Consider the following 15,457-nt stretch of genomic DNA (forward strand, 5'->3'; position numbering starts at 1 on the left):
AATTTCCATTTATATCTTTCTAAAGGTTAATTCTTGAGGTGGCTTTTCATTTTTTTATAAACACTTGACAGAAAATACAATGATCCCGTTACCATATAGACTGTATCGTCTGAAGGCTTCAGTTCAGAAAGCCAGTCTGTATGACCTGCCGCTTGTTTATATGGATGTTGACTGAGTTCATAAAGCTGGTCAGCTGCTGCTGCTCTCGGGAAATTAAATGATGTAAATGTGATTTGATCCGCATACCTGTCAAGCTTTCCGATCATTTGTGTCAGGTCTTTATCTGAAACCGCAGCAAATATAAAGTGAATCTTTCGATTGCTATACTTTTGCTGAACGGTTTTCATCATCATGTCAATTCCCTCAGGATTATGGGCCCCATCCATAATTACAAGCGGATCTTCACTGATTGTTTCAAAACGGCCTGGCCAGTAGGTTTTCTCAAGCCCTGCTTTGATTGATTTTTCATCAGGCTCTTTAATAAGCAGACCTGTCATGGTTACTGCAAGTGATGCATTTTCAACCTGATGCGACCCGCTCATAGACGTATTCAGATGAAGGTTCTCATTGTAAATAAACTGTTCACCTGTCTCCTCATATTCTTTATGAATGACGGTAAATTGCTGCCCCAGCTCAAAAACCGGTGCATTCATTTTCCCTGCCTGTGATAAAATCACCTTTCTCGCACCTTCATGCTTCACATTCAGTACTAGCGGCGTCTTTTCCTTAATGATTCCTGCTTTTTCGAATGCAATTTCTTCATAAGTGTCCCCAAGAATACTGACATGATCAAGCCCGATGGATGTAATGCATGTACATAGCGGCTTCACGATGTTGGTTGAGTCAAACCTTCCCCCTAGCCCTACTTCAATCAGCACGTAATCCACGTTTTTTATTTCACCAAAGTAATAAAACATCATTGCAGTGATGACTTCAAACTCTGTCGGACCCCCAAGCTCGTGCTGCTCAAGTTCATCAGCGAGCGGCTTGATCTTATTGACCAGTGCCGTCCAGTCTTCTTCCGGCGCAGGCTTGCCGTTTACAGAAATTCTTTCATTAAACACCTCAAAATAAGGAGATGTAAAACTTCCTACTGAATAGCCACCCTCCTCGAGAATATTTCTTAAAAAACTGAGCGTTGACCCTTTGCCGTTCGTACCGCCAATATGTACCGCGTTTATTTTCAAGTGAGGGTTGCCGAGCCGCTCCATCATCCATTCCATCCGCTCAAGTCCGGGTTTGATCCCGAGTCTCAGCCTGCCATGTATCCAGTTTACTGCTTCCTCAAAATTCTGTATCAATATAATCACTCCTTAAAAAAGCGGACAGACAGTGATGTCTATCCGCTCAAACTTTTTATACTGTGCGCAGTTCTTCGATTCTTGTCTTAACAGCCTCCTGCTTGGACAGATAATCTTTCTGCTTTGCACGTTCCTCTTCTACTACTGCTTCAGGCGCTTTGCTGACAAAACGCTCATTACCGAGTTTCTTCTCTACCCGTTCAACTTCTTTTGTCCACTTGTCGAGCTCTTTTTCAAGACGTTCAATTTCTTCTTCGATATTGATCAGTCCTTCTAAAGGCAGGAACAGCTCTGCGTTAGTTACAACAGCTGACATTGCTTTTTCAGGTGCTTTAACCTCTTTTCCAATCGCAAGGTTTTCAGGGTTACAGAACTTCTCGATGTATGCTTCATTTTTTGTTAAGCGGTCTGCTGTCTGATCATCTGCTGCGCGGATCATCAGGTTTACTTTTTTACTCATTGGCGTATTCACTTCAGCACGGATATTTCTTACAGAGCGAATCACTTCTATTAACAGCTTCATTTCTTCATCCGCTTCACGGTCAATGTGATCCTGATTCACAATTGGCCAAGCCGCTTCAGTAATTGATTTCCCTTCATGCGGAAGGTTCTGCCAGATCTCTTCAGTGATAAACGGCATAAACGGATGAAGCAGACGCATTGTCTGATCCAGTACATGTGCAAGGATTGATCGGGTCGTTTTCTTTGCTTCTTCATCCTCTCCATTCAGTGGAAGTTTCGCCATTTCGATATACCAGCTGCAGAAATCATCCCAGATAAAGTTATAAAGCGTACGGCCAACTTCCCCGAATTCATAGCGGTCTGCCAGACTGGTTACATTCTCGATAGTGTCATTCAGTCGCGTCAGAATCCATTTGTCAGCAACTGATTTTTTACCAGTCAGATCAATTTCATCAAATGTAAGACCATCCATATTCATCAGTGCAAACCTTGAAGCATTCCAGATTTTATTGGCAAAGTTCCAGATTGATTCAACTCTTTCCATTGAGAAACGCAGGTCTTGTCCCGGGGATGAACCAGTTGTCAGTACATAACGCAGAGAGTCAGCGCCATACTGCTCAATCACATCCATCGGGTCAATACCGTTACCAAGGGATTTTGACATCTTGCGACCTTCAGCATCACGTACAAGCCCGTGAATAAGAACATCTTTAAATGGACGCTGATCAGTGAATTCAACCCCCTGGAAAATCATTCGTGATACCCAGAATGCGATAATGTCATAGCCCGTTACAAGTGCTGACGTCGGATAGTATCGCTTTAGATCAGCTGCTTCTTCGTCCGGCCAGCCCATTGTAGAAAACGGCCACAGTGCAGATGAGAACCATGTATCAAGTACATCTTCATCCTGATTCCAGTTCTCAATATCAGCAGGTGCTTCCTCACCTACATACAGCTCACCTGTTTCTTTATGGTACCAGGCAGGAATTCTGTGACCCCACCAGAGCTGTCTTGAAATACACCAGTCTCTGATATTTTCCATCCATCTCATATAAGTGTTTTCAAATCGATTTGGGACGAAATTTACTTTTCCTTCAGTTTCCTGAATATCCATCGCCTGTTTAGCAAGAGGCTCCATTTTTACAAACCACTGCGTAGAAAGATAAGGCTCAACAACCGCTCCGCTTCTCTCTGAATGCCCTACCGAGTGCAGGTGCTCTTCAATTTCAAACAGTACGCCATCTTCCTGAAGGTCTTTGACGATTTGTTTGCGGCATTCGAAACGGTCCATACCCTGATATTTACCTGCATTTTCATTCATTGAGCCATCTTCATTCATGACAAGGACGCGCTCAAGGTTATGTCGGTTACCGATTTCAAAATCATTTGGATCATGCGCAGGTGTAATTTTTACAGCACCTGAACCAAATTCCATATCTACATAATCATCGGCAACAATCTCAATTTCACGTCCGACAATCGGGAGCTTAACCGTTTTGCCGATTAAATGCTTGTAGCGGTCATCTTCCGGGTGCACGGCTACTGCTGTATCACCAAGCATCGTTTCAGGGCGGGTTGTTGCAATTTCGATGTGACCACTGCCATCAGTCAGCGGGTATCTCATATGATAAAATGCACCCTGCACGTCTTTATGGATGACTTCAATATCAGATAAGGCAGTCTTTGTCGCAGGATCCCAGTTAATAATGTATTCTCCGCGGTAGATCAGCCCTTTATTATATAGGTCAATAAATACCTTCTGAACCGCTTTAGATAAACCTTTATCAAGTGTAAAGCGTTCTCTGCTGTAATCAAGTCCAAGACCAAGCTTTGACCATTGCGCACGGATATGCTCTGCGTATTCTTCTTTCCATTTCCATGATTCTTCTAAGAATGCTTCACGCCCAAGTTCATAGCGGGATTTCCCCTGTTCCCGAAGCTTCTGATCAACTTTCGCCTGTGTGGCAATCCCTGCATGGTCCATCCCTGGAAGCCACAGCACATCATATCCCTGCATACGCTTCATTCTTGTCAGGATATCCTGAAGCGCTGTATCCCAGGCATGTCCAAGGTGAAGTTTTCCTGTTACGTTTGGAGGCGGGATAACGATTGTGTATGGTTCTTTGCTCTCATCACTTTGTGCTTCAAATACTTTCTCTTTCAGCCACCACTCATAGCGGCCCTCTTCTATCGCCTTCGGATCATACTTTGTAGGCATTGATGTCTCATTCATATTAAAACCTCCGTAGTGATAATGTATTTTAGATGAGGTGATTAAAAACGACTGTTGATTTTGCCCAACTGCAGTTGCAATCAGCAGCCTTGTTCTAGCTTAAACAACAAAAAAATCCCGTTCGCCATAAAAGGACGAAGGGATTTGATTCGCGGTACCACCTTTTTACACAGACTGATCTCTGTGCACTCAATTAAGATAACGGCTTCTAACCGGCACCGGCTACTAGTTGTTCACCGGTACTGCTCACAGGCGACTTCTGCAGGATCAATTCTGGAAATTCTCTCACCAAATGAATTTCTTCTCTGAAGAACGAAAATCTGCATACTACTCCCGATCAATGCATCTCATATATGATCTATCATAATCAAAATGCCATTGTTCCGTCAATAAAAATCGCAAAAAACCTCTTCCTGCATAAGATATTATAAAAATACTCAGGAGAGGAGTCAATTATGGGAAAGAAAATGTTTCCGAAACCAAAGCCACCCTGGTGGAGAAAGTGCCGCTGTACATTGCAGAAAATTATTATTCCGCTGTGTATTTTTCAGACAATCAGATTATTGCTGCTTCCATCTACAATTGACGTACTGATTCTTGGTTTTTTAATCGGTGTTGCTTGTGTTCTTCACTTTGAATGGATCTGAGCCCCTGGAATCCGGATCAGCTCTCCTCTGTTAAAAGGCCGTCTCGATTCAAACTGATTTGCTTTCATCAGCTGGAGCATCGGAACCCCATATCGCTCTGCGACAGTTTCTGGTGTTTCATCCTGCTGAGCGATATGTATTTTTATGCTGGTGCGCTCTTCTTCCAGAGATTTAATAAAACGTGTGAATGTATCTTCTCTGTTCTTCTGCTCTGTCTGCTCTGATACTTCATCTTCTTTCTCTTCAGCTGTCTGTTCTTCTGCTCTGTCTGTTTCAGTCTCATCCTGCTGCACTTCCTCAACAGGTTCATGCTCTGCCACATCCTCCTGAGGTTCAAACTGCTTTTCTGCTGCATGCTCTTCAGCTGGTTCATTCTGCAGGTCGTGTGCCGCTGATTCTGACTCAGCAGCTTCATTTGTTTCTTCTGTAGCAGCCATACCCTCCCATTGCTCCAACGGATTTGGCAAAACCCTTAACTCCTCCCGCTGCAGTTCCGGCTCAGGCTTCGGTTCTGATATTCCTTCAATCATAATATCTGCAGAGACATTTAAAATTCCGTCCTCCGGGATTTCGTAATCAACATGATCTATATATACTTCCACATCCTGTTTTCTGACTACTCTCGCAGAGGAAATCGAGATTGACAGCGGAAAATGATGTTCAAAGTAGATCAGATCTTCCATCACAATAGATTCCTGAACCTCAGGATTCTTTGAGTTGCGATGTTTTTCCGTTCCAGGTTCATAACTGCCCTCACCTGCTAAATGAAGTGTTCCTTCCACGACTACCTGATCAGCGTGCTCTGTAATGGAAACACTCGGCTCAAATGAAAGAGAGCGCAATTCACTCAGTACATACTCCCCTTTAAAAACAATATTCTCCTGTAATTGATAAATCGTATTTTTCGTCATCACGGCCTCCTTAAAATCTTTTCTTTTATAACTTATGAAAAAAAGAGGCCGGTATGATAAAAACCAGCCCGGATTTTATTCCGGACTGGTTAAGGGTTAACGTTTTGATGCAATTTCTCTGAAGGAAGCTTCAACAGCTTTTAATGTACGTTCCACATCTTCATCACTGTGTACAGTTGAAAGGAACCACCCTTCAAATTGTGAAGGTGGCAGGAACACGCCATTTTCAGCCATCAGTCTGTAAAACTCTCCGAACATTTCAAGATCTGACGTTTTAGCTTTTTCAAAGTTGGTTACTTTTTCATTTGTAAAGAAGAAGCCAAGCATTGATCCCGCACGATTAACCGAATGAGGAATATTATATGTCTCAGCCAATTCTGTGAACCCTGCCTGAAGCTTATCTCCAACCTCAATAAAATGCTGATAGCTTAACTCTGTCAGCTGTGACAGTGTAGCGTATCCTGCAGCCATTGCCAGCGGGTTACCTGATAATGTCCCTGCCTGATAGATCGGGCCGGCCGGTGCGATGAATTCCATAATATCTTTACGTCCGCCAAATGCACCTACCGGCAGGCCGCCACCGATTACTTTTCCAAGACATGTAAGGTCAGGGGTTACACCAAGATGTCCCTGTGCGCAGTTATAACCAACTCGGAAGCCTGTCATCACTTCATCAAAAATAAGAAGTGCCCCGTGGTCAGTTGTTAATGTTCTTAATTCTTCAAGGAAGCCCTCCACCGGAGGCACGACGCCCATGTTACCTGCAACAGGTTCCACAATTACACCGGCGATTTCACTGCCGTATTCTTTGAATACATATTGAATGGATTCAAAGTCATTATAAGGAACTGTGATCGTGTTTTGCGCTACGCTTGCGGGTACGCCAGGTGAGTCAGGCAGTCCAAGTGTCGCCACACCGGATCCGGCTTTAATTAATAGGCTGTCTCCGTGTCCATGATAACATCCTTCAAATTTAACAATTTTATCGCGTCCGGTAAAACCGCGTGCGAGTCTGAGTGCACTCATCGTAGCTTCTGTTCCCGAGGATACCATTCTTACTTTTTCAATTGAAGGTACACGCTCAATCACAAGTTCTGCCAGTTTATTTTCAGCAAGACTTGGTGCACCGAAGCTAGTGCCGCTTTCAGCCGTTTTTTTAATTTCATCAATGACATGATCATCAGCATGACCTAAAATTAATGGTCCCCATGACAGGACATAATCAATATATTCGTTTCCATCAATATCATAAATCTTTGATCCTTTTCCTTTTTCCATAAAAATCGGATCCATGTTAACAGATTTAAATGCACGAACAGGGCTGTTAACCCCGCCTGGCATTAGTTCTGATGCTGTTTTAAATGCTTCTTGAGATTTTTCATATGAACGCATGCTACCGCTCCTTTTACGTTTATTGATCTTTCAGCCAGCGTGAAGCTTCTTTTGCATGATACGTAATGATCAGATCCGCACCAGCGCGCTTCATACTTGTGAGTTTTTCAAGAATGACTTCCTGCTCATTGATCCAGCCGTTTGCAGCAGCTGCTTTGATCATTGAGTACTCTCCGCTTACGTTATAAGCAACAACCGGCAGTGCATGACGGTCTTTTACTTCTCTCATAATGTCAAGATAAGAAAGCGCAGGTTTTACAATCAGAAAATCCGCACCTTCATTTACATCAGAATCCGCTTCTCTGAGTGCTTCAAGACGGTTAGCCGGATCCATCTGATACGTTTTACGGTCACCAAATTGTGGTGAGCTGTGCGCTGCATCTCTGAATGGACCATAAAAACTTGAAGAATATTTCACTGCATAACTCATAATCGGCACATCATGGAAGCCCGCTTCATCAAGTCCGTAACGGATCGCTGCTACAAAGCCATCCATCATGTTAGATGGCGCAATAATGTCAGCGCCAGCTTTCGCCTGACTGACTGCTGTTTTTGCAAGCAGGTCAAGTGTTGGATCATTCAGCACTTTTCCGCCTTCAATCACACCACAGTGACCATGGTCTGTATATTGGCACAGGCATGTATCTGCAACGACAACCATATCCGGCGCTTCTTTCTTAATCAGCCTGGTTGCCTGCTGAACGATACCTTCTTCAGCATATGCCTGAGAGCCTACAGCATCTTTTTCTTTCGGTACACCAAAAAGAATGACAGACTTGATGCCAAGTGACTGACATTCATTGATTTCATTCATTACCCCATCAAGTGAGACGTGATAAACGCCTGGCATTGAAGGCACTTCACGGTGTATATTCTCTCCTTCAACCACAAACAAAGGATAGATAAAGTCTTCCGGACGAAGCCATGTTTCACGTACCATTGAACGCAGTGAGTCAGATCCTCTCAGTCTGCGATGACGGTCAAATTGTAATTCATTCATTTGATAACCCTCCTGAGTGCTGTTAACAAGCTTGTTAAAGGTTTTACTTCAGAGTCACAGCGATCTTTTCAATCATCGCTTCCATTGTATATTCTGAAGGTTCGATATGTACAGGAAGAGGGATTGCTTTTAAAGCATCGGATGTGGTCGGCCCCACACTTGCAATTTTGATCAGTCCCTCCCTGATATTAGATAGCAGCTTTTGATCAGAACCAACTGCTTTAATGAAACGTTCGGCAGCTGATGGTGAAAAAAAGGTAATTACATCAGCCTCTTTCAGTTCATTCAGCAGATCTGCTGACATATCAGGAACCGTATTTTTATAGACTGTCCAGCTGATACATTTGTGTCCCTTTGCTGCAAGAAACTTCGCAATTTCTCCGCGGGAAAGGTCTCCCTGAGGAAAAAGAACAGGCCCTTCAACAGATTCAGTGAAATTCTTTTTAAAACTCGCAGCCGAATAAAGAGGAGGAATGTAATGAACCGGTAACCCCTCATTTTTCAAAGCTTCCGCAGTCTTTGAACCCACCGCACTGATTTTTTTCCCGAAGATCAGCTCTTTTATTCCGGCAGCTTCCAGTAATCTGCAGAAATAATACACCCCATGCTTGCTCGTAAAGATAATCCAGTCAGCATTTTTTAACTGATCTTTTTTCTGCTCATCTATAACCATCACTTCAGCTTCGATTTGAATCATAGGGGTTATAATCGGTTTTCCACCCATTGCTTCAATAAGCTTACGGTCATTTTCCGATGAGTGTAAGTCTCTTGTCAGTACAACTTTCGCCCCGTTCAGGGATGCCATTTTACTGACCTTCCTGTTCCAGTTTTACCTGGTCAATTAATGCTTTAGCACCCTGTTCTGTCAGGATTTCAGCTGCTTTCAGCCCTACCTCAATCGGATCATTTCCTCTGATCACTTCTTTGTATACTTTTTTTCCATCAGGAGATGCCACTAATGCTGTCAGGGATACGCCATCTTCTATCTGCGTTGCATAACCAGCAATTGGTACCTGACATCCACCTTCCATCTTGTGAAGGAAAGTACGCTCAGCCGTAACAGTCTGCGCTGTTTCCTGATCACTGAAGCGGTTCAGCAATTCTCTTAATTCAGTATCGGTTTCTCTGCATTCAATTGAAAGTGCACCTTGACCGATTGCAGGAAGGCAATCCTCTGGTGATAGAAATTCCGATACGACATCTTTTGACCAGCCCATTCTTGAAAGTCCGGCTGCAGCCAGGATGATTGCATCAAAGTTTTCAGTTTCAAGCTTTTTAAGCCGCGTATCAATGTTTCCACGAATCCATTCAACCTTGAGGTCAGGTCTTACTGCAAGAATCTGTGCACCGCGTCTCAGGCTGCTTGTTCCTACAATCGCTCCTGCCGGTAATTCTGCAAGCGTTTCGTTATTTTTCGAAATAAGTGCATCCCTTGGGTCTTCACGTACAGGAATGCTTCCGATAATCAGGCCTTCCGGGAGCTCAGCAGGCATATCCTTCATACTGTGAACAGCCATATCAATCTCTCCATCAATCATCGCCTGTTCAATTTCCTTTACAAACAGACCCTTGCCTCCCACTTTTGAAAGCTTCACATTCTGAATCTGGTCACCTTTTGTTACAATTTCTTTGATTTCAAATTCTGTTCCAGGTTCAAGCGCCTTCAGCTGCTCAATGACCCATTTTGTCTGTGTAATCGCAAGCTTACTTCTGCGTGATCCTACAATAATTTTTCTCATAAATAAATGCCTCCAATGAATAGTTATCGTGATTTAGACTGACCAGAAATGGAATGAAGATAATCTGCTTCCAAGCAGAAAGTTAATCAGCAGACAGCCAAAAGCAGCTGTATTAAACAGCGCAAGTGACTTTCCTGACTGTCCTTTCCCAAACCTCCTGTATAAAAACACACCATAAATTGCTAACAGCAGGAATGAACCTGAAATTTTAATATCGTACCAGAGTACTGTCGGTAATGATACAACTGCCCACTGCACACCAAGGATCAGGCTCAGTAACAGCAGCGGAAACCCAATACTGTTTAATATCACTGACCCTTTTTCAAGCTTAGCAAGGTCAGTGATGCGCTGTATCTTCTGTCCCCACTTTTTCTGTTTTAACAATCTGTATTGAAGCAGATACAGAATGGAAAAAACAACGGATATTGAGAAGGCGGCATAGGATACGATCGCCATGGTGATATGGATCAGCAGCAGTTCCGACATCAGTCTTTCAGCTGCTGCTTCTGTACTCGCCTGAACCGGTGCGAATGTATGTATCGCCATAAAAGTAAAGCCGATCAGGTTAACAAAAAAGACAGTAAAATCGATTTTCATCAAACGGTTCAGAATAAGTGAAAGCGTCAGTAATACCCAGGCATAAAAATAAATGCCTTCAAAAAGTGTTAATACCGGAAACCTTCCTGTTCTGAACATGTAAAGAAATAAAAAAATTGTTTGAAGAACCCAAACAATTGACAAAAGCCAGAAGGCAACGCGATTCGCCTTCTGGTCTCTCTGTACATAATCCATAAAATATAATAGCACGCTGATTGCATAGAGGATAATCATGACTTCATGCAGCCGTGTCATTGACAGTTCAAACATGTGTGATCCTCCCAATCAACTTTGCAGTGAAAGCTGAGGCTCTAATTTTACTGATTCAGCAGTTTTTTCACGACGTTCAGTTTCCTGCGTCAAATTAAAAATCTGTTTGAACAGCTCAAGTTTTTCATCACCGTCAGGTAATGCAGCCAGTTCTTTTGCCTGCAAAATCGGATCTTTTAATAATTGGTTAATAATACTCTTTGTGTGTTTGTTGAGTACTTTGCGCTCACGGTCTGTCAGGCTTGGCATTTTGCGTTCAATGCTTTCCATTGTTTCCGCCTGAATTGCCAATGCTTTTTCGCGCAGCTCAGAGATAACAGGAACAACACCAAGCATATTCAGCCATTCTTTAAATGCAACAATTGCTTCTTCTACCATAAGACCGATCTGTTCAGCTGCCTGTTTGCGCTCTTCAAGGTTCGCCTGAACAATTCCTTCAAGATCATCAATATCATAAAGAAATACATTATCTAATTCGTTGATGGCAGGATCAAGGTCCCGTGGCACAGCAATATCAACCATAAAGAATGGACGGCCTTTACGCATTCTTTCTACATCCGTCATCATCTCTTTACTGATTAACGCTTCCTGAGCACCAGTTGAAGTGATCAGAATATCTGCCTCTATCAGTGCACACTGAAGCTCCCGCAGTTCTTTGGCATTACCTGAAAATTTGTCTGCAAGTGCAGCAGCTTTTTCAAATGTGCGATTAATCACGGTCACTCTTGTGGCACCGCTTCCCTGCAGGTTCTGGATTGCAAGCTCACCCATTTTACCAGCACCGAGAATCAGTACGTGTTTTTTATTTAAATCTCCGAATATCTTTTTAGCCAGTTCAACAGCAGCATAAGATACAGATACCGCATTGGATGCAATATCAGTTTCTGAATGTGCTTTTTTCGCCAGCGTTACAGCCTGTTTAAATAGTTCATTAAAAACAGTACCAGTCGTACCATTTTCCTGACCTGTAAAGAAGCTTTTTCGTACCTGACCGAGGATTTGTGTTTCTCCCACGATCATTGAATCAAGTCCACAGCTTACTTTGAACAGGTGCTCCATTGCACCATCTTTCTCGTAAATAAACAGATAGGGACTAAATTCATCCTTGTCCAGGTTAAACCAGTCAGCTAAAAATTGTTTTATATAATAACGACCTGTGTGAAGCTGATCCACTACTGCATATATCTCAGTACGATTACACGTCGAAACGATGACGTTCTCCAGTATACTCTTACGGGACTGAAGCTCCGTCATTGCTTTACTAAGATCCGCTTCCTGGAAAGAAAGACGCTCTCTCATCTCTACAGGGGCCGTTTTGTAATTCAAACCTACCACTAAAATGTGCATGTGCTGAATGACACCCCCCACGAATTAATCATTACTCCCATTATAACATGATTAAGAGCATGCCCTAATGGTAAATGTGAACAACCGTTGAAACGTACAGATACAACGTCCGGATTAGCCGGTTCGCACTGCTGTATCAGGATTTCATCTGAACTAAGGGTACCAAAGCACCCGTATGTTTTCAATAGTTCTGCTCAATATCAGAATCTTCTATGAAAACGTTTTAATAATCTATTCATTCACTGTTTTGATGTTTTATAAACATCAATAAAAAAAGAGACCGGAACAATTGTCCAGTCTCTTCTAATCGTTTCGCTGCGCTTCAGGCGGACGCTTTCCCCGGGGACGGCGGTGAGCCTCCTCGTCGCGTTGCTCCTGTGGGGTCTCACCTGTCCGTCATATCCCGGTGGAGTCGCCGCCTTTCGCTCCGCTGCACTTTTAATAACTATAATAGCCAGTTTATCACTTTCTAGCATGCTTCATGACTATTAATCTTTCATTTTTCTTTCAATAAAATGCCATGCGTTGTCCTTACCCAGACCTGTTTCAGAAGAGAACATAATCAGTTCATCGCCTTCTGCGATATCCAGGACTTTGCGGGTCACACTCAGATGTTTTTGCCACTTCCCTTTAGGAATTTTGTCTGCTTTGGTAGCAACGATGAGGCAGGGAATATCGAAGTGCTTCAAAAAGTCGTACATCATGATATCGTCTTTCGTTGGCGGATGCCTAAGGTCAACGATCATTATGACTGCTTTTAGTGGCGCTCTGTCTGTCATATAGGTTTCAATCATTTTCCCCCAGGCTGCACGTTCTGTTTTGGAAACTTTCGCATAGCCGTAGCCGGGTACATCTACAAAGTAGAGCGCTTCATTCAGCAGATAAAAATTCAGTGTTTGTGTTTTACCCGGCTTTGAGGAGATACGGGCTAACGCTTTACGATTAATCATTTTATTGATAAATGATGATTTACCGACATTGGATCTGCCCGCTAATGCAAATTCGGGCAGACCTCCTTCGGGATATTGTTCAGGCTTTACAGCGCTGATTACGATTTCTGATTGTGTAATTTTCATTATTTTTCACCTGCCAGCGCAATATCAAGTACTTCATCTACGTGTGAAACTGGGATAAATGTCAGTTCAGCACGTACACTTTCCGGGATATCATCTATATCGCGCTCGTTATCCTTTGGAATAATTATTGTCGTCAGACCTGCTCTGTGGGCGCTCAGCGATTTTTCTTTGAGTCCGCCAATCGGCAGCACTCTTCCTCTGAGCGTAACTTCACCGGTCATGCCGATTTCTTTTTTGATAGGACGTTCAGTTAACGCCGATACCAATGCCGTGACAATGGTAATACCCGCTGATGGGCCATCTTTTGGAACAGCACCTTCTGGGACGTGTATGTGAATGTCATGCTTTTCATGGAAATTCTCCTCAAGATTTAACTGTTCAGCCCTTGACCTTACGAATGAAAATGCTGTCTGTGCAGATTCCTTCATGACATCTCCAAGCTTACCTGTTAATACGAGTTTACCTTTACCCGGTGATAACGATACTTCAATCTGAAGTGTGTCCCCGCCTACCGTTGTGTAAGCAAGACCTGTTGCAACACCAACCTGGTCTTCCTCTTCAGCCTGACCGTATCGGAACTTTTTCTTACCAAGAAAATCTGAAAGGCTTTTTGATGTTACAACAACCTTTTTCTTTTCCTCTCCAACGATCATTTTAGCTGCTTTTCTGCAAACAGTCGCCAGCTGCCGTTCAAGGCTTCTGACACCCGCTTCACGTGTATGATAGCGGACAATATCTTTAATGGCTTCATCTCTGACCTGCAACTGAGATTTCGTAAGACCATTTTCTTTAATCTGCTTTGGAAGCAGATGATTTTTGGCAATATTAATCTTTTCAATTTCAGTATATCCTGCGATCGTGATAATCTCCATACGGTCGCGTAAAGGTCCCGGAATCGTTGAAAGATTGTTGGCAGTAGCAATAAACATGACTTTTGACAGGTCATAAGGCTCTTCAATGAAATGATCGCTGAATGAGTTATTCTGTTCAGGATCCAGCACCTCAAGCATCGCTGATGAAGGATCTCCCCTGAAGTCATTTGACATTTTATCAATTTCATCAAGTAAAAAGACAGGATTTACTGTGCCTGCTTTCTTCATTCCCTGGATAATGCGCCCCGGCATTGCTCCTACATACGTTCTCCTGTGACCGCGGATCTCAGATTCATCCCGCACGCCGCCTAATGATGCACGGACAAATTTGCGTCCGACAGATTCAGCAATTGAACGCGCAAGACTTGTTTTACCTACACCCGGAGGACCGGCAAGACAGAGAATCGGCCCTTTTAAAGATTTAGTCAGCTGCTGAACTGCAAGATATTCCAGCACGCGTTCTTTTACTTTTTCAAGTCCGTAGTGATCCCGGTCCAGGATTTTTTCAGCCTTTTTGATATTCAAATCATCTTCAGTGGACTGTGACCATGGAACGGTAATCAGCCATTCAATATAATTTCGGATTACAGAGCTTTCAGCTGATGTAGCCGGCACTTTTTCATAACGGTCCAGTTCTTTTCGCGCAATTTTTTCAACCGATTCAGGCATAGCGGCCTGACGGATTCTTTTTGCAAGGTCTGAAATTTCACCGGTTTTACCGTCTTTATCACCAAGCTCCTTCTGGATCGCTTTCATCTGTTCACGCAGATAATATTCCTTCTGGGTTCTCTCCATTGACTTTTTCACTCGCTGGCCGATTTTCTTTTCGAGGCTTAATACCTCTTTTTCATTGTTAATCGTTTCAATCAGTCTCGTGATACGTAGCTTAATATCTGTTGTATCAAGGATTTCCTGCTTCATTTTAAGCTTGAGCGGTAAATGAGACGCAACGATATCAGCAAGGCGTCCAGGCTCTTCAATATCCAGCACAGTATTTAGCGTTTCTTTTGAGACTTTTTTTGATAATGCAATGTATTGTTCAAAGTAATCTGTCAAAGTGCGCATTAACGCTTCATATTCGGGAGTCTTTTCCTGTTCGTCAGGATATGATTCAACCGTCACAGTGAAAAATGGTTCATTTTCCTCGAAAGACGTTATTTTTGCACGTTCAATTCCTTCAACCAGCACCCGGATCGTACCGTTTGGCAGTTTGAGCATTTGTTTTACTTTCGTTAAAGTCCCCATTTTTGCAAGATCATCCTGCTCAGGCTGGTCGATCGCCATATCTTTCTGCGTTGATAAAAAAATCATATGATCATCCATCATCGCTTTTTCCAGTGCCTGAATTGATCTTTCACGTCCTACATCTATATGCAGTACCATTGTTGGGTAAACAAGCAAACCGCGCAATGGCAATAGTGGCAATGTCTGTGTGTTTTTTTCCGCCATATGTAACACCTCCAGGTTAATTCATCAATCGTTTTATATAGCATAGTACTACTTTACCCCGTAAGCCCTTAAAACATCCGCTGAAAAGAGAAAAGTGTAAGGCGCCCGTTCAGCTACGACAGACATAAGGCGCGATGCGTCAAACGGGCGAACTTTCCCGT

General features: G+C 43.0%; 12 protein-coding genes and 1 other annotated feature. Of the genes, 1 reads left to right on the top strand and 11 read right to left on the bottom strand.

The window, feature by feature from the left end:
* Positions 1-26 precede the first annotated feature (26 nt).
* Both UFB30_RS08985 and UFB30_RS08990 read right to left on the bottom strand, forming a co-directional pair.
* Entirely contained in the window at positions 27-1,301 is a 1,275-nt protein-coding gene (locus tag UFB30_RS08985; protein ID WP_322421333.1) for a bifunctional folylpolyglutamate synthase/dihydrofolate synthase, read from the bottom strand.
* A gap of 55 nt (positions 1,302-1,356) precedes the next feature.
* The gene (locus UFB30_RS08990) at positions 1,357-3,996 is read right to left on the bottom strand and encodes a valine--tRNA ligase (RefSeq protein WP_322421334.1); all 2,640 of its coding nucleotides are present in this window, start codon (positions 3,994-3,996) and stop codon (positions 1,357-1,359) included.
* A 127-nt stretch (positions 3,997-4,123) separates the two neighbouring features.
* Positions 4,124-4,346: a binding site (T-box leader), on the bottom strand.
* A 105-nt stretch (positions 4,347-4,451) separates the two neighbouring features.
* On the opposite strand from UFB30_RS08990, the gene UFB30_RS08995 reads away from it, so the two are divergent.
* Positions 4,452-4,643: a YszA family small membrane protein gene (locus UFB30_RS08995; RefSeq protein ID WP_322421335.1), complete on the top strand. Its 192-nt coding sequence runs from the start codon at positions 4,452-4,454 to the stop codon at positions 4,641-4,643.
* Here the strand turns inward: UFB30_RS08995 and UFB30_RS09000 are convergent.
* The 9 genes from UFB30_RS09000 to lon form a co-directional block, all read right to left on the bottom strand.
* Positions 4,625-5,554 carry a hypothetical protein gene (locus UFB30_RS09000; protein ID WP_322421336.1) on the bottom strand — a complete coding sequence of 310 codons (930 nt, stop codon included), beginning with the start codon at positions 5,552-5,554 and terminating at the stop codon, positions 4,625-4,627. The genes UFB30_RS08995 and UFB30_RS09000 overlap by 19 nt on opposite strands.
* A gap of 96 nt (positions 5,555-5,650) precedes the next feature.
* Positions 5,651-6,946, bottom strand: coding sequence for a glutamate-1-semialdehyde 2,1-aminomutase (gene hemL / locus UFB30_RS09005; protein WP_322421337.1), 1,296 nt, complete (start codon positions 6,944-6,946; stop codon positions 5,651-5,653).
* A 19-nt stretch (positions 6,947-6,965) separates the two neighbouring features.
* Entirely contained in the window at positions 6,966-7,946 is a 981-nt protein-coding gene (gene hemB, locus UFB30_RS09010; protein WP_322421338.1) for a porphobilinogen synthase, read from the bottom strand.
* Positions 7,947-7,989: 43 nt separating this feature from the next.
* Positions 7,990-8,751 (bottom strand): uroporphyrinogen-III synthase, encoded by a 762-nt coding sequence (locus tag UFB30_RS09015; RefSeq protein WP_322421339.1) that lies wholly within the window; start codon positions 8,749-8,751, stop codon positions 7,990-7,992.
* A gap of 1 nt (position 8,752) precedes the next feature.
* Positions 8,753-9,685, bottom strand: coding sequence for a hydroxymethylbilane synthase (gene hemC / locus UFB30_RS09020; RefSeq protein ID WP_322421340.1), 933 nt, complete (start codon positions 9,683-9,685; stop codon positions 8,753-8,755).
* A 33-nt stretch (positions 9,686-9,718) separates the two neighbouring features.
* Entirely contained in the window at positions 9,719-10,552 is an 834-nt protein-coding gene (locus UFB30_RS09025; protein WP_322421341.1) for a cytochrome c biogenesis protein, read from the bottom strand.
* A gap of 15 nt (positions 10,553-10,567) precedes the next feature.
* Positions 10,568-11,899, bottom strand: coding sequence for a glutamyl-tRNA reductase (gene hemA / locus UFB30_RS09030; protein ID WP_322421342.1), 1,332 nt, complete (start codon positions 11,897-11,899; stop codon positions 10,568-10,570).
* Positions 11,900-12,387: 488 nt separating this feature from the next.
* Positions 12,388-12,975 carry a ribosome biogenesis GTP-binding protein YihA/YsxC gene (gene yihA / locus UFB30_RS09035; protein ID WP_322421343.1) on the bottom strand — a complete coding sequence of 196 codons (588 nt, stop codon included), beginning with the start codon at positions 12,973-12,975 and terminating at the stop codon, positions 12,388-12,390.
* On the bottom strand, positions 12,975-15,296 hold the full coding sequence (lon, locus tag UFB30_RS09040; protein ID WP_322421344.1) for an endopeptidase La: 2,322 nt from the start codon (positions 15,294-15,296) through the stop codon (positions 12,975-12,977). Before lon ends, yihA begins: the two co-directional genes overlap by 1 nt.
* Between the last annotated feature and the right edge of the window lie 161 nt (positions 15,297-15,457).

Source organism: Jeotgalibacillus haloalkalitolerans (assembly GCF_034427455.1).
In the GTDB taxonomy this organism is placed as follows: Bacteria; Bacillota; Bacilli; order Bacillales; family Jeotgalibacillaceae; genus Jeotgalibacillus; species Jeotgalibacillus haloalkalitolerans.